The sequence below is a fragment of the Pseudomonas sp. 50_B genome (genome assembly GCF_017491625.1).
Lineage (GTDB): Bacteria > Pseudomonadota > Gammaproteobacteria > Pseudomonadales > Pseudomonadaceae > Aquipseudomonas > Aquipseudomonas danubii.
Map to the genome: position 1 here is coordinate 1 of NZ_JAFGYX010000032.1, position 22,295 is coordinate 22,295.

Below are 22,295 nucleotides of genomic sequence, written 5' to 3' on the forward strand. Positions count from 1 at the left end.
CCCTTGAACGCCACCCCTTGAATCCTTTCCCGCTGATACCCGCTCACCGCCCTTGAAACCATGACTCCTGCCCATTGACGGGCATTTCCTCAAAGGAGTCAGTCATGACCATCACCGTTACCACCACGACCCTGGACCAGGCCGTCGCCCAGAAGCGTTTCGACGATGCCTGCCGCTATCTGCGCCAATCCGACCTGGCCAACTTCCTGATCGACGAACTGATCGCCGTCAAGGAAGAGCTGATCGTGGAAGTCACCAACTCGTCGGCAGCGGACAAGACCGACCGCTGGATTCCTCCGGCCGCCAACTCCACCACGTCCGCCGGACGCGTGGTGTGGAACCTCAAGTCCCAGGTGTACGCCATCGAGAAAAAATACAAACAGCCGGACCTGAGCAACTTCCAGAAATTCCTCGCGCTGTTCGCCAGTGACCGGGTCGAGCGCCTGTCCCCGGCCCTGGTGCTGATGCATGAACTGGGGCACGCCTGCCAGTTCCTCACCAACAAGGCCGAGTTCCGCAAGCAACTGGCGGACAAAAACATCCTCGAAGTGGAAAACATCAACGTCAATGCCATCGAGAACACCGTGGCCAAGGAGCTGACGGCGAAAAACAACAAGGAAGGCCTGCGTTGGGATTACCTCGACGCCCGCTGAGCCTTGTCCCCCGGCGATGCCCTGTCGCCGGGGTCCTCCCTGTGTTCATGTCGGGCCCTAGCGGCCTGCAAAAGGAGTTGCCCCATGTTGATTCTACGTTCACTGATCATCGGCCTGAGCCTGTTGGCCAGCGCCGCCCACGCCCTGGACACCACCAGCACCCCGGCCGAAACCCTGAAGGCCTACGCCGCCACCCTGGGGAGCACCGCCGGCAGCAGCCAATGGCAGCAGCTGTGGAAACGCGCCCGGGACCAGGGCGCTTTCAATACCGCGGGCGAACAACCGCGCTTCACCATCACCCAGGACAAACTGCCGGACATGGCTCGCACCACCTTGAGCAATGCCAGCAGCGTAACCGCGCAAAACACCACCCAGGCGCTGTACCGTCATGAGTTTGCCACGCCCATCGGCCAGGCCCGGGGCAAGTCCCTCAAGGCGCTGTGCCTGTTGGTGGATTGGCGTTCGCTGCCCACTGGCACCCGGCCCGATGACACCAGCCACATGGGCAGTGCGAGCCTGCTGCAAATCATCCCCTGCCCCTGAAACCGACAAACCGCCCAGGCCGTTAGCCTGGGCGGCAACGGCTCATGAAGCGATCTGCGAGCTCAGCAGATCGGCCTCCTTGCGCCGACGAGTGCCGTAGCTGTCGCCAAAATTGCGCAGGTTGGCCAGGGCACTCTTCCAGTCGCGGGCCACCACCTGGGCCCAGAACTTCGGCGTGCGGCTGGCCAGGTCGCCGTACTGAAAGGCCACCGAGGCGATCACGGTCTGCATCGGTGCCGGCAGTTGGGCGAAATCCACCCCGCTGGCCTTGGCGTAGTTCGCCGCCAGGCGATCGACAAAGGGCGCCTTGAACGCCTCATCGATCAGCTCGGCCTCGTCACTGCCGATGCTCAAGGGCTGGCCATCGAGAAACGCCTTGGCCTTGAGCCCCGTCAGGCCCAGGTAGGGCGTCAAGCGCCGCACCAGATCTGCCGGCAGATTGAGCGCCTGCAAATCCTTCACCCCTCGCTGCCCCAGATCGAAGCCCGTGCCCACCGTGACTCCGCTCTTGCTGTTGGCCGCATCGGGCACATAACCGCGGGTCATGGCACCGCCTTCCAGAGCGGCGATAAAACTGAAATCAATCGCATAGCGTGACATGGATATTTCCTCCTCCAGTTGAAGAAAATCCAGTGCATCACCAGCGACCGATACAACATCAGAATGTAATAGTTCCCTTTAATAGGGGGGAAATTTCCCACTGAACAGAGGACGACACACCTCCTTAGGATCGAACCAGCTGTATTCATAATTCCAAGGAGGTACCAAATGGACGTGAAAGACCTCAGTCTTATCGATATTCGCCAGCTACCCCATTCACTCCAGGCCCTCATCGACTGCATCGGCCTGGAAAACGCCTACCGCCTGACACGTGAATACGGCGGCCGTCCCAAGTACATCCCCAAGCACGCCGAGCGCACTTCGCTGGCGCTGATCCTGCCTCCCGATGCTCTCAACGCCCTGATCGAACGCTTCGCCGGACTGGCCCTGGAGATCCCCAAGGCCGACCACTTCTGCCGGCAGATCCGCAATCAGCACATCCAGCTGGAAAGCCTGGGAGGCATCTCCCGTAGCGTCCTGGCGGACAAGTACGGCCTGAGCCTGCGGCAGATCGGCAACATCCGCCGCCTGGAAGCCAACACTCACCGGTAATCGATTCCCGCTGAATCGGCGGCGCGGGCTTGCTTAAGGTGCAAGGGCGCAACTCGCGCATAAACGATAAGGAGATTGACCATGCCAGATATCGACAAGGGCTTGATCGGCGGCGTGATTGCCGCCCTGCCCCTGGACAAGATGATCACCGGTCCGTTGATGGCAATGATCCAGGCGCAGGTCGCCGCGAGCAAAGCCTATGCGGACTTCCTCATGGGTGTGTGTATCCAGAACGGCCAGGCGGTATCGGTGCAGTTCGACTACGACGAAACCCTGGTGGATGACCAGGGCGTCTACAAGGGTACGGTGAAGAAGTCGATGCGCATCCCGCTGCTGGCGGCCATCAGTCACCCCAACATCACCATCGAGGAAGGCTCCATCGAGTTCGAGCTGACCATCAGCCAGATGGCCGAGGACACCAGTTCCACTGAAGCCTCCGGCAGTTTCGAGGCGAAGATGGGCTGGGGCCCGTTCAGTGTTTCGGTCAAGGGTGCGGCGAGCCACAAATCCACGCAGACCCGCAAGACCGACACCCGGGCACGCTACGCCATCAGCACCAAGATCGTCCGCCAGGACCCACCGGAAGCCCTGATGCGGGTGATCGACTTCCTCACCGACGCCGCCACCAAACCGGTGATGCTGCCGAGCGCCACCGCCACCGACACCGACAAGCTGCCCACCGCCAACGCGCTGAAAATGCCCGATGCTCCGGCGCAAAACAGCGGCGACAAGCCCTGACAACCACGTTTGACCCACCCGCCCCGCCGCCACGGCGGGGCACTTCAGCCATCGAACAAGGAGCATGATCCATGGCGTTTTTTTCCCGTCGCAAGGAGCCCATGTCCGCCAGCGACCTGAGCCACATCACCCGTGGCATGCACCAGGCCGCCGCCGCGACCCACAACCTGATCGCCCAGCAATACATCAAGTTGTTCGACCAGTTCTTCGACTACAACGTCAACGACCTGGGTACGCCGATGAAGGCCAAGATGGTCGAGGTGGCCCTCAACGAACAGCACATCATCAACGTCCCGTTGATTGCCCTGGTCTCGCCCAAGGGCCTGGCCCTGCACAAGATGACCGTCGACCTATCGGTGCGCATGCAGGGCACCGAACTGCAGAAGGCCAGCCACGACCTGGAGAATGGCGAACTGCAGAGCGAGAAGTTTTTCGTCACCTTCGGCAGCGGCAAACGCGAAGGCCAGGAGCGCGACCCGGACGAAGTGCAGATCTGCATGGAGTTTCGCGACTGCGAGCCGCCGGAGGCGATCCAGCGCCTGATCGAGGAGTTCACCAATCTGATCAGTCCACAGCGGATCAATGAAGGTCCTGCGCCCGGCGCGCTGGCTCCCGCGGCACCCCCTCCCGCCGATCCGGACCTGCTGGCCCCCTGAGCCTGATCACCGGCCGCGACGGCCGGCCCCGGGGGCCGTCAGGGCTTGAGGTTTACCGAACGCCAGTCATTGGCCTCGATCATCCCGAGCATCTTCGGCGCCCCGTTGAGGGTATCGGTAGACACGAACAGCGAGGCGCCGTAACCCGGGGTCGGGGTCGACAGTTTCAGTTCCTGCTCCAGTTGGTCCATGCATTCACTGTGGGTCACCAGCACCAGATTGCGGCCAGCGACCTTATGCGCCAGCACGTCGCGCAGCAGGCCGTTCTTGCAGTTGTACAGCCAGTCATCGCCACTGCTGACCTTGCTGAACATATAGCCGGCCGTCTGCGCGGTGCGGGTCAGGGGGCTGTTATAGAGGTCGGTGCGTTCCAGGCCCAACTGCTCGAACTGCGCGCCAATGCTCACCGCCACCTCCCGCGCTCGATCGGTAATGCCATCGGCGGGCCCGAGACAGGTGGCACTGGAGCGATCGCAGCGCTCCACGTGACGCACCAGAACAATCATGTCGCCCTTGGCCCAACTGCGGGTCAAGGCCCTGATCCCGGCCACGTTGCCGTGGGCCAGGTCCGGCACCGCCGCCGGCTTGAGCAGGTACAGACTCAAGGGGAGTAGCAGCACCACGCCCAGCAGCGCCAGTGCGTTCTTGTAACGGACCAGGGAACGCCTAAAGGGCGGACGCTTGGCCACCGCCAGCACGAGTCTTGTAGCCACAGTCCTGTCGCCCTTTGAGAGTGATCCGGGGTTTTGAGCAGCGCGTAGCGAGGCTACAGAACCCGGATGACCATTGAGCGCGGCCGGGCACGCTGGCAGCAACCGGACCGACTCTAGGGCGCACACCGTGGGGGAGCGGTGAAATCAATGTGAAAAAAAGCTCAACGCACGGGTGGTTCATCCCGCAAAATAACCGTCCATCGCCGAAAACATTGTCTTGGGACAATGCGGACGAAATCGTTTCAGCTATGGCACATCCCGCCGATACACCCCCTACAAAACACCTTGCTGGTCACCAACAACAACAATCTTCCAGCCAACTCAAGATCAAGAAGAGCTACGTTCCTGGAGGAATTCAATGAGTAGTTGGTTTGCCAACATCAGCGTCAACCTTAAGCTGGGCCTGGGTTTCGGCCTGGTTCTGGCCCTCACCGGCATCCTGGCACTGACCGGCTGGACCAGTCTGGGCAACCTGATCGACCGCAGTAACTGGATGAGCGACATCACCCAGCTCAACAGCGGCCTGACCAAACTGCGGGTCACCCGCCTGCAGTACATGCTGGCCAACGGCGACGAAACCGCCGCCCAGGGCGTGCAGAAGACCCTGGATGATTTCAGCGCCCAGCAGAAAAAACTCCTGGCCACGTTCCAGAGCCCGGAAAACATCAAGCTCCTGCAAGGTCTGGGCGCCACCATCAGCGCTTATCAGGACTCGCTGAACAAGATGCGCAATGCCTACCGCACCGGCGACGCTGCGCGCCTGGCCATGAACCAGAACGCCGAACGCGCCAATGACCTGATCAATGGCATCAACACCTGGGTCAAGCAACTGCCCCTGAGCGACGCGCGCTTCGAACAGTTCCAGGCCATCACCCAGGCCAAGGAAGCCTTCCAACTGGCGCGCTATGAAGTGCGCGGCTACGTCACCACCAACAACCCGGACACCGAACAGAAAGCCGTCACCCAGCTCAACGCGGCCATTGCCGAAATGGATCAGCTCAAGAGCCATTTCAGCAGCACCCAGCGTGATGCCCTGCAACAGCTGGAAACCGCACTGAGCGGCTACCGCAGTTCGTTGCAGGCCTTCAAGGTCGCCTTCACCGACGCCGTGCAGGCGCGCAAGGAAATGACCGAACAGGGCGCCGACATCGTCAGCCGCAGCGACGCCCTGTACCAGATCCAGCTGGAGCGCCGCGACATCGAAAGCGCCCAGGCCCGCAGCCTGCAATTGATCAGCACCCTGCTGGCCCTGCTGGTGGGCGTACTGGCTGCCGTGATCATCACCCGGCAGATCACCCGTCCGCTGCGGGAAACCCTGGCCGTGGTCGAGCGCATCGCTTCGGGCGATCTCACCGAAAACCTGCGGGTCACCCGTCGCGATGAACTGGGCGTGCTGCAACAAGGCATCGTGCGCATGGGCGTGACCCTGCGCGAACTGATCGGTGGCATCCGCGACGGCGTGACCCAGATCGCCAGCGCCGCCGAAGAACTGTCCGCCGTGACCGAAGAAACCAGCGCCGGGGTCAACAGCCAGAAGGTCGAGACCGACCAGGTGGCCACCGCCATGCACGAGATGACTGCCACCGTGCAGGAAGTCGCGCGCAATGCCGAAGAAGCTTCCCAGGCCGCAGCCGCCGCCGACGGCGAAGCCCGCGAAGGCGACAAAGTGGTGGCCCAGGCCATCGAGCAGATCGAGCGCCTGGCCAGCGAAGTGGTGCGTTCCACCGACGCCATGACCGTGCTGCAACAGGAAAGCGACAAGATCGGCAGCGTCATGGACGTGATCAAGGCCGTGGCCGAACAGACCAACCTGCTGGCGCTGAACGCCGCCATCGAAGCCGCTCGTGCCGGTGAAGCCGGGCGTGGTTTCGCCGTGGTCGCCGACGAAGTGCGGGCCCTGGCCCAGCGCACCCAGAAGTCCACCGAAGAGATCGAAGAACTGGTGGCCGGCCTGCAGAACGGCACCCAGCAAGTGGCCACGGTGATGAACAACAGCCGCAGCCTGACCGACAGCAGCGTCGAGCTGACCCGCAAGGCCGGTGCCTCGCTGGAAAGCATCACCCGCACCGTGTCCAACATCCAATCGATGAACCAGCAGATCGCCGCTGCCGCCGAACAGCAGAGCGCCGTGGCCGAAGAGATCAGCCGTAGCATCATCAACGTGCGCGACGTGTCCGAACAGACCGCCGCCGCCAGCGATGAAACCGCCGCCTCCAGTGTTGAACTGGCGCGCCTGGGCGGCCAGTTGCAAATGATGGTCAGCCACTTCCGCGTCTGATTCGCGGCGGCCCCTTCGGTCCTGTAGCCGCTGCCGCAGGCTGCGACAAGGACCGAAGGGCCTTCCTAGGCCCTCAAGAGCGGCGTTCCCTTCGGGGCCGTTCGCAGCCTGCGGCAGCGGCTACAGAGGGTTGTTCGGCACCGTCGAGCAGCGCATCCACCACCGCCCGCGCCATCTCCACCGAATGAATCATCGACCAGATCAGCCCACGCTCAATGCCGCTGGCGCTGGTGATTTCGTCGGCCGTCTCTTCCGCGCACTTGAGCAGCAATGAAACGTGCAGCAGCGCCTCTTCGGCATTGACCCCTTCGCATACCGCAAACAGCGGACGGCCCTCGCCATCCCGACAACCAAAGCGGGTGCTGCCAGTGGCAGTGAAGTGCTCATGCAAAGGGGGCGAAAGCGCGGTGTTTTGCAGCGCCTGTAGCAAGGTCTTGTTGGGTTCTTCCAGCGCAGTGATCAACTCACGGCTGGGTTGCAGAACGGGTGGATCGGGAACGATCTTCTTCACGGCAAAACTCCTGGAGAAGTTGAACCGCCACGCATCGCTACCAAACGATCAAGGTGGCGGCCATACGCAGGTTGGTAGACCGGGACTCCAGGAAACCCAGCGCACACGAGGTGCCCTGCGCACAGCCGCCATAACACGTCGACAGATTAAGGCCTGTCGAAAGTCAGCGGCGCTTGTGCCTGAAGTGATGCGGGCTACCAAACCCGATCGCTGAAATGCAGCGACGGCCGAAGACTAGCCCTGGACATTCGATAGGCACAAGCCATGCAAACAGTTGAAATGTAACGGGTGGATTCTCGCGGAAATGCCCTACAAATCAAAGCGAAAATCCGCCATCAGAGGCAAACTTTATCGCATCCCTGTAGCCGCTGCCGCAGGCTGCGACAAGGCCCGCAGGGCCTTCAGAGGCCCTCAAGGGCGGCGTCCCCTTCGGGGCCGTTCGCAGCCTGCGGCAGCGGCTACAAGAAGCGGGGGCGCCGGCCATTTACAGCGCTTGGGGTTTGCCCTTACCTTTCCCGGTCCGCGTCCTGCTGTCCGAAGGATCTGTCACCAGGAATATCTCGATGCCCAGCCTCGGTTTTACCTCGGTCCCACCCTTGCTCAAATATCTGCTCTATGCCGAGCAATTGGGTATTGCCACGGCGCCGGCGCTGGCGGCGGCGGGGCTTGAGGCCGCGCAGTTGAACGACACCAGCCTGCGCCTGCCGGTGGAGGTGCATGAGCGGTTGCTCGACTACTTCTGCCAGCACTCCGGCGATCCGCTGTTCGGGCTCAATTCGGCGCGCTTCGTCAAACCCAGCTCCTGGAACGTGCTGGGCTACATCACCATGAACTGCGCGACCCTGGGCGAAGCCATGGGCCGCATCATGCCGTTCGAAAAACTGGTGGGGGACATGGGCACCAGCCGGGCCGAGGTGGCGGGCGATCAGGTGCGGTTGATCTGGAGCTGTCGTCATCGGCGCCCGGACATTCGCCGGCATCTGGTGGAAAACGTCCTGGCCTCCTGGCTGCTGTATGCGCGCTGGATCGCCGACTCGCAGCTCTCCCCCACTGCGGTGTGGTTCGAGCATTCGCGGCCGGAGTCGGCCGAGGTGGCGCAGTACGAGGCCCTGTTCGGCTGCCCGGTGCTGTTCGGGCAAGCCTGCTCGGCCCTGGTGGCACCGCTGCACTACCTGCAGTTGCCCTTGCGCCAGGCCGATGCGCGGCTGCTCAAGACCCTGGAGGATCACGCCCAGGCGATGATGGCCTCGTTGGCCGATGCGCCCCTGGCGTTGCAGGTGCAGAACGTGTTGCGCCAGTTGCTCAAGGACGGTCTGCCGCGCAAGGAGCAGGTGGCGGAGCAGTTGCAGATGTCCGAACGCACGCTGCAGCGCCAGCTGCAACAGGCCGGCACGTCCTACCAAAAGATTCTCGATGACTTGCGCCAGGAGCTGGCCGAGCACTATCTGTGCCACAGCGAGCTGTCGATCCAGGGGATCGCCGATTGCCTGGGCTTTACCGAATCCCGTTCATTTCACCGCAGCTTCAAGAGCCGCACCGGGTTGACCCCGGGACAGTTTCGTCAGGCCGCGCTAAGCGCCGGCAAGGCCTGAGCCCGCTCAGACGCTGATGGCGTTGGTGAACACCAGCCGATTGCCGAACGGATCGCTGATGGCCATGTCCTGGCTACCCCAGGGCATGGCCTGGATCTGCGGATGGGAAAAACGGTACTGCTTGGCCAGCAATTGCTGCTGGAAGGCTTCCAGTTCATCGGTCTCGATCCGCAGCGCCGCGCCCGGGGTGCAATCGCCGTGATGCTCGGACAGGTGCAGCACGCAATCGCCCCGGGACACCTGCATGTACAGCGGGAAGTTGTCCTCGAAGCGGTGCTGCCAATCGAGGTTGAACCCCAGGAAGTCCAGGTAAAACTCCCGGGCCTTGGCTTCATCGAAGATCCGCAGGATAGGGGTGGTTTTGCCAAAGCTCATTGCATGACTCCCTGACTGAAATAGGCCGACTCTACAGGCGGCGATTCCCAGCACTTCGGCGCCGCGCAAGGATTCTTTAATGGCACAGCGCCATCGCTGTGACGAAGATCATAGAATCAGACTGCGAATGTGAAGCCCCGGCGCAAATCCCCCTCCCTCGCTAAGAAACGTCCCGAGCGCTGACCGTTGGCCTGGCCCTCGGCGTAGCTGCGCACGCCATTGACCCAGACCCCGTCGATCCCTTGCGCGGCTTGCTGCGGGTGCTTGAAATCGGCCACGTCGCGCACCCGCGCCGGGTCGAACAGCACCAGGTCGGCCCAATGCCCCTCGCGGATTTCGCCGCGCTGGTGCAGGCCGAATCGCGCCGCCGAAAGCCCGGTCATCTTGTGCACCGCGGTGTGCAGCGGGAACAGGCCCAGGTCGCGGCTGAAGTGGCCCAGTACCCGAGGGAAGGCCCCCCACAACCGTGGATGAGGGAAGGGATCTTCCGGCAGGCCATCGGAGCCGATCATCGACAGCGGATGGGCGAGGATGCGCCGCACGTCGCTTTCATCCATGCCGTAGTACACCGCCCCCGCCGGTTGCAGGCGCTCGGCGGCGACCAGCAGGCTGACGCCCCACTCGTCGGCAATCTCGTTCAGATCACGACCGCCCTGTTCGGGGTGCGGCGTGGACCAGGTGATGGTGATGCGGTACGCATCGGTGACCTGCTTGAGATCCAGGGTCGAAGAGCTGGCGGCGTAGGGATAACAATCGCAGCCCACCGGATGATCCTGGGCCGCCTGTTCCAGGGCCGCCAGCAGTTGCGGGCTGCGTCCCCAGTTGCCGGCCCCGGCGCATTTGAGGTGGGAGACGATCACCGGCGCCCGGGCCGCGCGACCGATCAGGAAGGCTTCGTCCATGGCCTCCAGCACCGGCTCGAACTCGCTGCGCAGGTGGGTGGTGTACACCGCCCCGAACGCCGTCAGTTCCTGGGCCAGTTGCAGCACTTCATCGGTCTCGGCGCAAAACGCGCTGGCATAGGCCAGCCCGCTGGACAGGCCGAGGGCGCCGTCCTCCAGGCTTTCGCGCAGTTGCTCGCGCATGGCCGCGATTTCGCCTGCGCTGGCGGTGCGATGCAGGTCCGAAAGGTGGTTGCTGCGCAGCGCCGTGTGCCCCACCAGGGCCGCGACGTTCACCGCCGGGCGCGCCTCATCCACCGCCGCGCGATAGTCGCGAAAGTGCGGATAGACAAACATCGAGCGCTCGCCCAGCAGGTTCATCGGGTCCGGCGGATCGCCCTTGAGGCTCACCGGCGCAGCGCTGATCCCGCAGTTGCCGACGATCACCGTGGTCACGCCCTGGCTGAGCTTGGGCAGCATCTGCGGCTGGCGGATCACCACGGTGTCGTCGTGGGTGTGCACATCGATGAAGCCCGGAGCCAGGACCCGGCCGCCGGCATCGATCTCGTGCTCGGCGGTGGCCGCGGACAGGTCGCCGATGCGCTGGATGCGACCGTCGCCGATCGCCAGGTCGGCGGGATAGCCCGGGCGGTCGCTGCCGTCGATGATCAGGGCGTTGCGGATCAGCGTGTCGTAGCGCATGTCAGTCTCCCAGGGGCAGGCAGTCGTCGCCGCCCCGGTAATGGTCCAGGGCCAGCTTGATTCGCCGCAGGCGTTCCTGGCTGTCATCGGGCAGGGCCAGGGCCAGCTCGGTGGCCAGCACATCAATGGCCAGCAGCATGCCGTAGCGGGCCGCGGTGGGTTTGTAGATGAACGAGGTTTCGGCGCTGTGCAGAGGCAGCACCACGTCCGCCAGTTGCGCCAGGGGTGACTCGGGCAGGGTGATGGCGAGGATGCCGGCACCGTAGTTGCGGGCCAGGGCCACCGCGTCCAGCAATTCGGGGGTGATGCCGGTCAGGGAACAGGCGATCACCGCGTGTTGCGGCCCCAGGGCGGCGGCGGTCACCCGCATCATCACCGGGTCGTGGCAGGCGGCGATGGGGTAGCCCAGGCGCACCAGGCGCACCTGCAGTTCATCGCTGCACAGCGTCGAGCAGCCGCCCATGCCGAAGGCGTGGATCATCCGTGCGCGCCCCAGCAAGCGCACCGCATCGGCAAACTGCGTTTCCTCGAAACCGGCCAGGTGCTGATGCAGCGCAGACTCGATATCGCCCAGGATCTGCCGGTAGAAACCGGACTGTTCGGGCGCCCCCGCCGGGTCGAGAAAGCGGCTACCGACACCGCTGGCCTGGGCCAGTTGCAAGCGCAGTTGGCGCAAATCGCGGCAACCGACGCTGCGGGCAAAGCGCGACAGGGTGGCGGCGCTGACTTCGGCGCGCTGGGCCAGTTCGTCGAGGCTGGCGGAGGCGGCAAAGCCCACGTCGTCGAGCAGCAAGCGGGCGATCCGCCCTTCCCCGGCGCTGAAGTCATCCAGGCGCGAACGGATCTGATAAAGAATGTCCATCTACAACAGCTCCGCGAGTCCCAGGGTCAGGCCGAAGGCGATCAGCGAAATCAGCGTCTCCAGCACGGTCCAGGTCTTGAAGGTTTGAATGACGGTCATATTGAAGTATTCCTTCACCAGCCAGAAGCCACCGTCGTTGACGTGGGACAGAATCACCGAACCAGCCCCGGTGGCAATCACCAGCAGTTCCGGGTGGGGATACCCCAGGCCGACGGCCACCGGTGCCACCACCCCGGAAGCGGTGGTCAGGGCCACGGTGGCGGAACCGGTGGCGACCCGCATCAACACCGCAAACAGCCAGCCCATCCACAGCGGCGACAGCTGGAATTCATGGGCCAGGCCGACGATCTGCTCGGTGACCCCGGAGTCGATCAGAATCCGGTTCAGGCCACCACCGGCCCCCACCAGCAAGGTGATGCTGGCCGTGGGCGCCAGGCACTCGTTGGTGAACTTGAGGATCGATTCACGGTTGATCCCCTGGGCCAGCCCCAGGGTCCAGAAACTCACCAGGGTGGCCACCAACAGGGCGATCACCGAGTTGCCGATAAACAGCAGGAACTGATTGAGCCCGGTGCCGGGCTCGGCCAGCAGGTTGGCCCAGCCGCCGATCAGCATCAGCACCACCGGCAGCAGGATGGTGAACATGGTCAGGCCAAAGCTGGGCAGGCGCGCCCGGGGTTCGCGAGCAATGAACTGACGCTCCAGGGGGTTCTCGGCCGGCAGATGAATGTGCGGCACGATAAACCGGGCATACACCGGACCGGCGATGATCGCCGTGGGCACGCCGATCAGGATCGCGTACAGCAGGGTCTGCCCCACCGACGCCTGATAGGCCTGCACCGCCAGCATCGCCCCCGGGTGCGGCGGCACCAGAGCGTGGACCACCGACAGCCCGGCGACCATGGGCAGGCCCACCATCAGCAGCGACACCCCCACCCGCCGCGCCACGGTGAAAGCAATGGGGATGAGCAGTACAAAACCCACTTCGAAAAACAGCGGCAGCCCCACCAGAAAGGCGATACAGACCATGGCCCAATGGGCGTTGCGCTCGCCGAAGCGGTCGATCAAGGTCCGCGCCACTTGTTCGGCGCCGCCGGATTCGGCCATCAGCTTGCCGAGCATGGTGCCCAGGGCCACCACCAGGGCGATATGGCCCAGGGTCTTGCCGACCCCGGCTTCATAGGCACCCACCACGCCGGACGGCGGCATGCCGGCCATCAGCGCCAGGCCGACGGACACCAGGGTGATGACGATAAAGGGATTGAGTCGGTAGCGGGCGATCAACACGATCAACGCAATGATGGCGACTGCGGCGTAGCCCAGCAGCCAATAACCCGTTGCGGGAGCCATGGTGTTCTCCTTGAAAACAGCGTCACTTTCGAATGGTTGTGAAACTCTTTAATCACTTAAGGAGTTTTGTTTCAAACCAAGTGAAACTAATTTTCGTAAAGAGGCAGGCCTTGTCGCGAACAGCTATGCAAAAGCGCGAGGGATGAAAATCGGTGGTGGCTATTTTCATCCCCGCGCATTGAAAAACGGGCAAGCGCTGCCACTCGCCCCCGGGCCTCAGTCGTGTTGCACCCGGGCTCGTTTCAGCAGCTTCTTGCAGCGCTGCGACAGGTGCAGCACCCGCAGTTGCTTGCCGGCCTTGGCATAGCGCTCGCGCAAGGTTTTCAGGGCGGCGATGGCCGAGTAGTCGACAAAGCTCAGGTGGCGACAGTCGACGGTGACATGCTGTGGATCACCCGCCGGGTCGAACTGATTGAGAAACGGCGTGGTGGAAGCAAAGAACAAAGTGCCGTGCAACTGATAGCGCTTGCTGCCGTCGGCCTCCAGGTGAGCGTCGGCGTACAGCTCCCGGGCCTGCTGCCAGGCAAAGTTCAGCGCCGCGATCACAATGCCGCAGAACACTGCTATGGCCAGGTCGGTGAACACCGTGATCACGCTCACGGCGAGGATCACCAGCACATCGTTCATCGGCACCTTGTTGATCACCCGCAACGAGGCCCAGGCAAAGGTCTGCTGCGACACCACGAACATCACCCCTACCAGGGCCGCCAGGGGAATGCGCTCGATCAGCGGCGACAGGAACAGCACGAACAGCAGGATCAGCCCCCCGGCCACCACCCCGGACAAGCGCCCGCGGCCACCGGAGCTGAGGTTGATCACGGTCTGGCCGATCATCGCGCAGCCGCCCATGCCGCCGAACAGGCCCGAAACCACATTGGCCGCGCCCAGGGCCACGCATTCGCGGTCCGGGTAGCCACGGCTCTCGGTGATTTCGTCGGTGAGGTTCAGGGTCAGCAGGGTTTCCAGCAGGCCGACCATGGCCATCAGCAACGCGTAGGGCGCGATGATGCCCAGGGTGTCCAGGTTCCACGGCACCTGGGGCAGCGCCAGGCTCGGCAGACCACCGGCGATGTGGGCCATGTCCCCCAGGGTGCGGGTCGGCAGGCCCAGCAGGTACACCAATGCGCCGACGCCGAGGATCGCCACCAGGGCCGGTGGCACAGCCCGAGTCAGGCGTGGCAGCAGGTAGACAATGGCCATGGTCAGCGCCACCAGCCCGGCCATCAGGTACAGCGCCTGGCCGCTGAGCCAGTGTTCACCGCTCTTGAAATGCTCCAGCTGGGCCAGGGCAATGACGATTGCCAGGCCGTTGACGAACCCCAGCATCACCGGGTGCGGCACCATGCGCACCAACTTGCCCAGGCGCAGCAGGCCAAAGGCGACCATGACCAGCCCGCCCAGCAACACCGTGGCCAGCAGGTACTGCACCCCGTGCTGCACCACCAGGGCGACGATCACCACCGCCATGGAACCGGCAGCGCCGGAAACCATGCCCGGCCGACCACCGAACAGCGCGGTCAGGGTGCAGATGAAGAAGGCGCCGTACAGGCCCATCAACGGGTTGAGATGGGCCACCAGGGCGAAGGCGATGCATTCGGGGAGCAAGGCGAAGGAGGTAGTGAGTCCGGCCAGGACATCGGCGCGCAGACGTTTTGCTTTCATGGTTGACCTGATCGACGGACCGGCGGACGCGGTCCTGGGGGAGAGCGGAAAAAGGCGGGCAATGGTACGGAATTGAAGCGCCGCCGAACAGCCGCTCGTCGGCGCGTGAACAACAAAGGTAGGAGCTGGCTTGCCAGCGAAGCGGCGCTCGATCGGGCGCCAGGCTGACGGGCCCGTTCGCCGGAAAGCCGGCTCCTACAGCGGTTCAGCGGTTATTTGACGACCTTGCCGACGCCACGACCACGCGGGTCGGAAGCGGTTTCAAGCGCGGTGCCGTTGACCCGGATCGCCTGGATGTCGCCCATCTCCCAGCCCTGGTCTTCCAGGGTGTAGCCCATGGTTTTCAGCTCATCGGCGACCTTGCCGGTGAGCGGCGCATAGGCGTCGTAGTAGATCGTGTCCTTGGGCAACAGCTGGTGATGCACGCGCTGCGCGGCCACGGCCTTTTCCAGGGGCAGGTTGTAGTCATAGAGGTTGTTCAGCACCTGGAAGATCGAGGTGAAGATCCGCGAACCACCGGGGGTACCCAGCACCAGGGTGACCTTGCCGTCGCGAGTCACCAGGCTCGGGCTCATGGACGACAGCATGCGCTTGCCCGGGGCGATGGCGTTGGCATCGCCACCCACCACGCCGAAGGCGTTGGCTACGCCTGGCTTGGCGCTGAAGTCGTCCATTTCGTCATTGAGCAAGAAGCCTGCGCCCTTGACCACCACGCCACTGCCGTAATCCCAGTTCAGGGTGTAGGTGTTGCTCACCGCGTTGCCCTGGGCATCGACGATGGAGAAGTGGGTGGTCTGGTGCGGCTCAAGCCCGGGACGCACTTTCTCGGTGGCCGAGATAGCGTTGGGGTTGACCTCGGCGGCGCGTTTTTTCAGATAGGCCGGGTCGGTCAGTTGCTTGACCGGCACGTCGGAGAACGCCGGGTCGCCCAGGTAGTCGGCACGGTCGGCGAACACGCGCTTTTCGATTTCCGCCAGCAAGTGGATGTACTTGGCCGAGTTCAGCTCGACGCCCTTGAAGTCCGCGGCACGCTCTTCCTTGATGCTGATCAACTGCGCCAGGGCCACCCCGCCGGAGCTGGGTGGCGGTGCGGTGTACAGGGTGTTGCCACGGAAGCTGACCTGCAGCGGCTGGCGCCACTGGACCTTGTAGTCCTGCAGGTCCTGCTTGGTGATCAGGCCCTTGTCGGCCTGCATCTGCGCCACCAGCAAATCGGCGGTCTTGCCGCTGTAGAACTCCTTGGCGCCCTGGTCGGCGATGCGCTCCAGGGTCGCGGCCAGCTCCGGCTGACGGAAGGTTTCACCGGGTTTCATGCTGCCGAAGTAGTCGCCGAAGTTGGTGCTGCCGTTGAACAGCTTCAACGCATCCTCGCGGTACTGGTACTGCTTGTCCGCCACCTTGAAACCGTTTTTCGCGTAGCCCACGGCCGGCGTGATCAACTCGCTCCACGGCAACTTGCCGAATTTCTGGTGGGCTTCCCACAGGCCCATCACGGTGCCCGGCACCCCGGCGGCGCGGGCGCCCACCAGGCTCAGGTTCTCGATCACCTCGCCCTTTTCGTTCAGGTACATGTCCCGGGTCGCGGCCTTGGGCGCGGTTTCCCGGTAGTCGAGGAAGTAGGGTTTGCCGTCGACGAACATCGTCATGAAACCGCCGCCGCCGATGTTGCCGGCTTCGGGGTAGGTCACTGCCAGGGCGAAGGCCGTGGCCACCGCGGCGTCCACCGCGTTACCGCCTTTCTTCAGGATCTGCGCCGCGACATCGGCGCCGTACTGGTTGGGCGCTGCCACCGCGCCGCCTTCCAGGGTCACGGCGAACGCCGAACTGCTGGCGGCGATGGCGGCCGTCAGGGCCAGGGTCTTGAACAACAGGATGCGCATAAAGTCCTTCCTTTTCTTGTTTTTGAACGGCAAGAACATAGGCCTGCTATTGCATTTCGAGCAATCGCCAATCGCAGTACGTTCGTACCAACTGGGCTCAGCCCTGGAACTCGGGGCTGGCGTAGTCCGCGAGCTTGCCCTGGATGAAATCCAGGAAGCACTGGATGCGCAGGGCCAGTTGCGAGTTGCGGTAGTACACCGCGTTGATCGGCTGGCGGTAGCCGCTGTTGAACGAGGCCAGCACCGGTTGCAGGCGCCCGGCGCGGATGTCGTCGATGGTCATGAAATGCGACAGGCAGGCAATCCCCTGCCCCTCCAGCGCCAGGTGGCGCAAGGTCTCGCCGCTGGAGGCACTGATGCCCGGCTGGATCTGCCAGCGATCACCGTGCACATGGCGCAACGGCCAGTGGTTGAGGGTTTCGGTCTGGGTGAAGCCGAGCAAGGTGTGTTCGGCCAGTTCGGCCAAGCTTTGCGGCGTGCCGTGGCGGGCCAGGTAATCGGGGCTGGCCAGAATGTGCAACGGGCTACAGCCCAGGGAGCGGGCATGCAGGGTCGAGTCCGCCAGCACGCCGATGCGGATGGCGATGTCGGTGCTCTGCTCCAGCAGGTCGATGATCAGGTCGTTGCTGTTGAGTTCCAGCTGGATATCCGGGTACAGGCGACGGAACTCAGCCACATGGGGAACGATGGCGTGCAGCATGAAAGGCGATGCGGCGTTGATCCGCAAACGCCCGGACGGATTGCGCTGGCGCGAGGACAGGCGCTCTTCGAGCTCGTCCATCTGGTCGAGAATGCGCTTGGCCTGCTCGAAGAAATAGCGACCTTCTTCGGTCAGGTCCATACGTCGAGTGGTGCGGTTGATCAGCGTGGTGTCGAGCTTGGCCTCCAGCCGCGACAAGGTGCGACTGACCGCCGAAGGGGTCTGGGCCAATTGCTCGGCAGCGGCGGAAATCGAACCGCACTCGATGACGCAAACCAAGACTTGCAACTCGTCGGATCGGGCTTTCACAGGAGTCCTTTATCGGCGCGGGTGGGCCCTGGATAAACCGCAGGCCCGCTTCAAGGCGCTCAATAGTAGCCGGATTCAGCCCTGGAGATTGAACACCGCCTTGAGGTGCTCCGCGTAGCGCTGCACGTCGGCTTCGATGTTCGGGCGCTTCATCACGTCGACACAGAGGAAGGTCGGCAAGCCGCGCATGCCGAGGAACTGGTTGGCCTTGTGGAACGGGAAGTACACCGCGTCCACGCCCTTGGCTTCGAAGAAGTCGGTCGGGTCGTCAAAGGCCTGCTGCGGCGCGTTCCAGGTCAGCGACAGCATGTACTGCTTGCCCTGGATCAGGCCGCCGCTGCCGTATTTCTGCGAGGCGTCGGAACGGGTCCGGCCATCGCTGGCGTAGAGGCTGCCGTGGCCTTCGGTGAAGACTTCGTCGATGTACTTCTTGACGATCCACGGCGCGCCCATCCACCAGCCGGGCATCTGGTAGATGATCACGTCGGCCCAGAGAAACTTCGCCACTTCTTCCTGAATGTCGTAGCCCTCGTCGATATGGGTGACCTTGACCTCCAGGCCGCCGCGATCCAGCACCGCCAGGGCGGTGTCGTGCAGGGTGGCGTTGTAACGGCCATCGGAGTGGGCAAATTGTTTGGCGCCATTGAGCAGCAGTACTTTTTTCATGATCCGGCCTCATCGGGGACAGCCCATCGCGCATCGGCAGCGACGGGTTGTGAAGGTTGCAAACGATGGCGGCAGGTTAATCAGGCAGGACGCGGAGAATAAGCCCGGGTTGCTCAAAATACATTTGACTAAAACGCACGAATCGATAGCCGATCTTTGCCCTAGGATCTTCAGCACCTTCCCCGTCAATGAGTGCTTTGCGCATGTCCACGCCCCAGGCCTTTATCCTTCACGCCAAGACCCGTCCCGAGCGCGCCGACGCCTTCCAGGCGTTCTTCATGAGCCATGTCGCCGCCAGCCGCGCTGAAGCCGGCTGCATCGAGTACCACATGCTGCGGGACCGGGAAGACCCGAGCCTGTTCATCTTCTATGAGGTCTGGGCCTCCCAGGAGGCGCTGGATAGCCACTCTGGCCTGCCGCACATGCAGCAGTTTCTCGACGCGCGCATGGACTACCTGGAGCGCGACTTCGAGATCCGCGCCATCGACATGCTCAGCCCGGCCGCGGCTGGCCGCTGAGCCGAAGGTCTAGCCGCTGATCAACAGATGCCCGCCCAGCAGCCCCAGGCCGATGAAGAACACCCGCTTGAACAGCAAGGCGCTGATGCGCTGGCGCAACCATTGCCCCAGCCACATGCCCAACAGCGCCGGGGCCAGGGTCAGCAAGGAAGCCCCCAGCTCGGCGCTGCCCAGGGCGCCGCGCCACAGCAGGCCGGCGGCCAGGGCCAGGGTCGACACCGTGAACGACAGGCCCAGAGCCTGCACCAACTGATCCTTGTTCAAGCCCAGGGCCTGCAGATAGGGCACCGCCGGGATCACGAACACCCCGGTGGCCGAAGTGATGACCCCGGTGATCAGCCCGCATAGCGGCGCCAGCCAGCGCTCCTGGGCCGGCGACACGCGCAGGGTCGGCAACAGCAGGCCGCTCAGGGCATACAGCAGCAACGCCGCGCCCAACCCCCGCACCACCCAATGCCCGCCCTCGATGCCCAGCCACAATGACCCGGCGGCCGTGCCGACGAAGATCGCCAGCAACATCGGCCACAGGCGCTTGAGCAAGCCCGGCAGGTGCCCGCCAAAGGCCAGTTGCCAGAGATTGGTCAGGGTCGCCGGAATGATCAGCAAGGCTGCAGCCTGCGCCGGAGCCATAGCCAGTCCCAACAACCCCATGGCGATGGTGGGCAGGCCGAGACCGATCACCCCCTTGACCATACCGGCCAGTACGAAGGTGCCGATGACCAGCAGAGAAAGGGCCATGCCAAGATTCTGGTAAAACGCGAGAGAGCTGTTCATGGGCCTATCCTGCGCCCTGCACGCCGCGCTGAAAATCTGCCATATACTGAGCCAGCCTCTTGCCAGGCAATAGGCACATACCAAAACCTATTGCCCGTACCTCCGTAGGAGCTGGCTTGCCAGCGAAGGCGCACTCAAGCCCGATGCAAAATCCGAAGGCCTCTTCGCCGGCAAGCCGGCTCCTACAAAAACATCTGCACGGCCTCCGTAAGAGATCCCGTTCCCCGAGGAATGCCCCATGCACTTCGACCTGATCGACCTGCGGCTGTACCTGAACATTCTCGACGCCGGCAACATCACCGCCGGGGCCGCTCGCAGCCATCTGTCCCTGGCCGCCGCCAGCGCTCGAATCCGCGCCATGGAAGCCTCCCTGGGCATCGAGTTCCTCGAACGCGGGCGCCGCGGCATTCGCCCGACGCCCGCCGGCAAGGCCCTGGCCCAACATGCCCGGACGCTGTTGCTGTACGCCGAACACCTGCAACAGGACCTCGCCGAATACGCCAAGGGAATCAAGGGCCAGGTGCGCTTGCTGTGCAACACCACCGCCCTCAGCGAGTACCTGCCGGAGCTGCTGGCGGACTACCTGCACAACCAGCCCCAGGTGGATATCGACCTGCAGGAACTGCCCAGCCAACGCATCACCCACGCCCTGCGCCAGGGTGCGGCAGACCTGGGTATCGTCTCCGACGCGGTGGACATTCAGGGACTGATGAGCCGGCTTTTCCGTGATGATCCGCTGGTCCTGGTGATGCCCCAGGATCACCCGCTGAACCTGCAGCCCAACCCCAGCTTCAACGACACCCTGGCCCACGACTACGTTGGCCTGGCCAGCCATAGCGCCCTGGCGGTGTATCTGGAGGAACAGGCCCTGCACCTGGGACGACGCATGCAATTGCGCATCCGCGCCGAAGGTTTCGACGCCCTGCTGCGCATGGTGGCCCGTGGTGCCGGGCTGGCGCTGGTGCCCCTGGCGGCCCTGGAGCGCAACCGTCACCTGCCGTTGCAGTCGCGCCCGCTGAGCGAAGCCTGGGCCCGGCGCCGGTTGCTGTTGTGCGCCCGTGACTTCGCAACGCTGCCGCTGTATGCCCAAGGTTTGTGCGCGGCACTGCTGCCGCCTTGACTCTCCCCTTAGGGGCAGACTTTAGCCTTGGGGTTTATCCCTCAAGGACCACGGCAATGAGCAAACGCATCCTGGTGATTCTCGGCCACCCCTCGCGCAACAGCCTGTGCGCGGCATTGAGCGAGCGCTATGTGAAGGCGGCGCAGGAAGCCGGGCATGACGTGCGCCAGCTCAGGCTCGGCGAGCTGCGCTTCGATCCGGTGCTGCGCGAAGGCTACCGGCAGATCCAGCCTCTGGAGGAAGACCTGCAACGGGCCCAGGCCGACATCCTCTGGGCCGAGCACCTGACCTGGGTCTTCCCCATCTGGTGGGGCGGGATTCCAGCCCTGATGAAGGGCTTTCTCGACCGTGTGCTGCTGCCGGGCTTCGCCTTCAAGTACCGCCCCGGCAAGGCCTTTCCCGAGCAACTGCTCAAGGGCCGCACCGCCCACCTGATGGTGACCATGGACACCCCGCCCTGGTATTTCCGCTGGTTCTATCGCATGCCCGGCTTGCAGCAGATGCGCCGCACCACCCTGGCCTTCTGCGGCATCAAGCCGTTGCGCACCCTGACCTTTGGCCCGGTGCTGGACGCCAGCGAAGAACGCAAGGCGGATTGGCTGATGCAGGCGCAATACCTTGCCAGGCACTGAATCCACCGGATAATGCGCAAGGCTGTCCACCGCCCGAAATCAGTACTGAACAAGGAGTTTTCATGTACATCGGCCAAGCCGCGCAACTGTCCGGGACCACGGTCAAGAGCATCCGTCACTACGAAGCCATCGGCCTGTTGCCCGAAGCTCCGCGTCAGGGTCGCTACCGTCTCTATGACGCCCAGAGCGTCGAGCAACTGATGTTCATCAAGTGCGCGCAGCAGTTGGGTTTCAAACTCAAGGAATTGCAGCAGGTGTTCGCCACGCACCAGGGCCAGGCCTTTCCCTGGGACCGCGCACAGGCCGCCCTGGCGCAAAAGAGGCGCGAGCTGCAACAACAGATCGATGACTTGCAGCAGTTGCAGGGCCGGCTCGAAGTCTTCGAGACCAGCCTGCAACAGGCTCGCGAAGAGTGCCCCCTGGGCAGCCTCTAGCGGGTCGTTGAGAAAGGAGCAGAAAGGTGCATTCCGATAGAAAATTCAATTAATTAGTGACGCCAATCAGGCTCAGCGGCTCGCACGAACAAGTCCGCTGGCACCGTCCAGACCTCCGGACTCGCTCCACCAGCTCCGCCCTTAGACTTTCGGAGGCAACTTGGGGCACCAAACCAAACTGCGATGTGTTCCTCGGGGACATTTGGGTCCCCCTCAATGCCGACCACGACCGCAAGAAGGCCGTCCAGCTCGACTAAGTCACCACGTTGCCAATTTGTCATGCGCAGCACCTTTGAAGGTTTTGGATTTTCAAGTCGGCTCGTTCGTCGCAAGCGCGACACTCACCACAACTCATGTCGGGGATGGCTGCCACCACCCAGCGATTGCGCCCAGGCGGATCGCATTGTAAGCCGCTAAGGCCCAGGTGACCCAGCCTCGCAAGGTGGCGGGCCTCACCACCCTCCTTAGTCGCTCACTACGCACGCTATACACAACCTGCACCAGCGATGCCCGGAGAATCCGCTCAGACGGATTCGACGGCCGCCCAGCGTCCGCATGGCGGGTGTCCAGCAGATCGCTCAGCTCGCGGAGAAT

The 22,295-nt window shown here is 63.6% G+C and carries 23 protein-coding genes; 11 read left to right on the top strand and 12 right to left on the bottom strand.

Features of this window, described 5'->3' with window-relative positions; all coding sequences use genetic code 11:
* Window positions 1–104: 104 nt before the first annotated feature.
* A complete protein-coding gene (locus J5M73_RS31970; RefSeq protein WP_243433976.1) occupies window positions 105–653 on the top strand; it encodes a hypothetical protein in 549 nt (182 codons plus the stop codon).
* Between the two features lie 84 nt (window positions 654–737).
* Entirely contained in the window at window positions 738–1,196 is a 459-nt protein-coding gene (locus tag J5M73_RS28630) for a hypothetical protein (RefSeq protein ID WP_102861055.1), read from the top strand.
* A 42-nt stretch (window positions 1,197–1,238) separates the two neighbouring features.
* On the opposite strand, the gene J5M73_RS28635 is transcribed toward J5M73_RS28630, so the two are convergent.
* The gene (locus tag J5M73_RS28635; RefSeq protein WP_102861054.1) at window positions 1,239–1,796 is read right to left on the bottom strand and encodes a pesticin C-terminus-like muramidase; all 558 of its coding nucleotides are present in this window, start codon (window positions 1,794–1,796) and stop codon (window positions 1,239–1,241) included.
* A gap of 168 nt (window positions 1,797–1,964) precedes the next feature.
* Between J5M73_RS28635 and J5M73_RS28640 the strand changes: the two genes are divergently transcribed.
* The 3 genes from J5M73_RS28640 to J5M73_RS28650 all read left to right on the top strand — a co-directional run bounded on the left by J5M73_RS28640 (window position 1,965) and on the right by J5M73_RS28650 (window position 3,742).
* Window positions 1,965–2,348, top strand: coding sequence for a transcriptional regulator (locus J5M73_RS28640; RefSeq protein WP_102861053.1), 384 nt, complete (start codon window positions 1,965–1,967; stop codon window positions 2,346–2,348).
* Window positions 2,349–2,429: 81 nt separating this feature from the next.
* The gene (locus J5M73_RS28645; RefSeq protein ID WP_102861052.1) at window positions 2,430–3,086 is read left to right on the top strand and encodes a DUF2589 domain-containing protein; all 657 of its coding nucleotides are present in this window, start codon (window positions 2,430–2,432) and stop codon (window positions 3,084–3,086) included.
* 71 nt (window positions 3,087–3,157) lie between these two features.
* Window positions 3,158–3,742, top strand: a complete 585-nt coding sequence (locus J5M73_RS28650) for a DUF2589 domain-containing protein (RefSeq protein WP_102861051.1) — start codon at window positions 3,158–3,160, stop codon at window positions 3,740–3,742.
* A gap of 38 nt (window positions 3,743–3,780) precedes the next feature.
* Here the strand turns inward: J5M73_RS28650 and J5M73_RS28655 are convergent, their stop codons facing one another.
* The gene (locus J5M73_RS28655) at window positions 3,781–4,455 is read right to left on the bottom strand and encodes a histidine phosphatase family protein (RefSeq protein WP_102861050.1); all 675 of its coding nucleotides are present in this window, start codon (window positions 4,453–4,455) and stop codon (window positions 3,781–3,783) included.
* 358 nt (window positions 4,456–4,813) lie between these two features.
* Between J5M73_RS28655 and J5M73_RS28660 the strand changes: the two genes are divergently transcribed.
* On the top strand, window positions 4,814–6,733 hold the full coding sequence (locus J5M73_RS28660; protein ID WP_102861049.1) for a methyl-accepting chemotaxis protein: 1,920 nt from the start codon (window positions 4,814–4,816) through the stop codon (window positions 6,731–6,733).
* Between the two features lie 73 nt (window positions 6,734–6,806).
* Here J5M73_RS28660 and J5M73_RS28665 read toward each other — a convergent pair whose 3' ends face one another.
* Complete coding sequence (locus J5M73_RS28665; protein ID WP_102861048.1) at window positions 6,807–7,244, bottom strand: DUF3077 domain-containing protein; 438 nt, start codon at window positions 7,242–7,244, stop codon at window positions 6,807–6,809.
* A gap of 563 nt (window positions 7,245–7,807) precedes the next feature.
* Between J5M73_RS28665 and J5M73_RS28670 the strand changes: the two genes are divergently transcribed.
* Window positions 7,808–8,836, top strand: coding sequence for an AraC family transcriptional regulator (locus J5M73_RS28670; protein WP_102861047.1), 1,029 nt, complete (start codon window positions 7,808–7,810; stop codon window positions 8,834–8,836).
* A 6-nt stretch (window positions 8,837–8,842) separates the two neighbouring features.
* On the opposite strand, the gene J5M73_RS28675 is transcribed toward J5M73_RS28670, so the two are convergent.
* From J5M73_RS28675 to J5M73_RS28710, 8 genes are all read right to left on the bottom strand, one after another.
* Entirely contained in the window at window positions 8,843–9,211 is a 369-nt protein-coding gene (locus J5M73_RS28675; protein ID WP_102861046.1) for a glyoxalase superfamily protein, read from the bottom strand.
* A gap of 116 nt (window positions 9,212–9,327) precedes the next feature.
* Complete coding sequence (locus J5M73_RS28680; RefSeq protein WP_102861045.1) at window positions 9,328–10,794, bottom strand: D-aminoacylase; 1,467 nt, start codon at window positions 10,792–10,794, stop codon at window positions 9,328–9,330.
* Between the two features lies 1 nt (window position 10,795).
* A complete protein-coding gene (locus tag J5M73_RS28685; RefSeq protein ID WP_102861044.1) occupies window positions 10,796–11,656 on the bottom strand; it encodes a MurR/RpiR family transcriptional regulator in 861 nt (286 codons plus the stop codon).
* The gene (locus J5M73_RS28690) at window positions 11,657–13,006 is read right to left on the bottom strand and encodes a gluconate:H+ symporter (RefSeq protein WP_102861043.1); all 1,350 of its coding nucleotides are present in this window, start codon (window positions 13,004–13,006) and stop codon (window positions 11,657–11,659) included.
* A gap of 216 nt (window positions 13,007–13,222) precedes the next feature.
* The gene (locus J5M73_RS28695) at window positions 13,223–14,668 is read right to left on the bottom strand and encodes a SulP family inorganic anion transporter (protein ID WP_102861042.1); all 1,446 of its coding nucleotides are present in this window, start codon (window positions 14,666–14,668) and stop codon (window positions 13,223–13,225) included.
* A 212-nt stretch (window positions 14,669–14,880) separates the two neighbouring features.
* The gene (gene ggt, locus J5M73_RS28700; RefSeq protein WP_102861041.1) at window positions 14,881–16,548 is read right to left on the bottom strand and encodes a gamma-glutamyltransferase; all 1,668 of its coding nucleotides are present in this window, start codon (window positions 16,546–16,548) and stop codon (window positions 14,881–14,883) included.
* A gap of 97 nt (window positions 16,549–16,645) precedes the next feature.
* Window positions 16,646–17,557 carry a LysR family transcriptional regulator gene (locus tag J5M73_RS28705; RefSeq protein WP_207816714.1) on the bottom strand — a complete coding sequence of 304 codons (912 nt, stop codon included), beginning with the start codon at window positions 17,555–17,557 and terminating at the stop codon, window positions 16,646–16,648.
* A 75-nt stretch (window positions 17,558–17,632) separates the two neighbouring features.
* Window positions 17,633–18,223 carry an NAD(P)H-dependent oxidoreductase gene (locus J5M73_RS28710; RefSeq protein WP_102861039.1) on the bottom strand — a complete coding sequence of 197 codons (591 nt, stop codon included), beginning with the start codon at window positions 18,221–18,223 and terminating at the stop codon, window positions 17,633–17,635.
* Between the two features lie 203 nt (window positions 18,224–18,426).
* On the opposite strand from J5M73_RS28710, the gene J5M73_RS28715 reads away from it, so the two are divergent.
* Entirely contained in the window at window positions 18,427–18,741 is a 315-nt protein-coding gene (locus J5M73_RS28715) for a putative quinol monooxygenase (RefSeq protein WP_207816716.1), read from the top strand.
* 9 nt (window positions 18,742–18,750) lie between these two features.
* Here the strand turns inward: J5M73_RS28715 and J5M73_RS28720 are convergent, their stop codons facing one another.
* Window positions 18,751–19,515, bottom strand: a complete 765-nt coding sequence (locus J5M73_RS28720) for a sulfite exporter TauE/SafE family protein (protein ID WP_102861037.1) — start codon at window positions 19,513–19,515, stop codon at window positions 18,751–18,753.
* A 238-nt stretch (window positions 19,516–19,753) separates the two neighbouring features.
* Between J5M73_RS28720 and J5M73_RS28725 the strand changes: the two genes are divergently transcribed.
* The 3 genes from J5M73_RS28725 (at window position 19,754) to J5M73_RS28735 (ending at window position 21,701) form a co-directional block, all read left to right on the top strand.
* Window positions 19,754–20,635 carry a LysR substrate-binding domain-containing protein gene (locus J5M73_RS28725; protein WP_102861036.1) on the top strand — a complete coding sequence of 294 codons (882 nt, stop codon included), beginning with the start codon at window positions 19,754–19,756 and terminating at the stop codon, window positions 20,633–20,635.
* 56 nt (window positions 20,636–20,691) lie between these two features.
* A complete protein-coding gene (locus tag J5M73_RS28730) occupies window positions 20,692–21,267 on the top strand; it encodes an NAD(P)H-dependent oxidoreductase (RefSeq protein ID WP_102861035.1) in 576 nt (191 codons plus the stop codon).
* Window positions 21,268–21,329: 62 nt separating this feature from the next.
* The gene (locus tag J5M73_RS28735) at window positions 21,330–21,701 is read left to right on the top strand and encodes a MerR family transcriptional regulator (RefSeq protein WP_102861034.1); all 372 of its coding nucleotides are present in this window, start codon (window positions 21,330–21,332) and stop codon (window positions 21,699–21,701) included.
* Window positions 21,702–22,295: the final 594 nt, after the last annotated feature.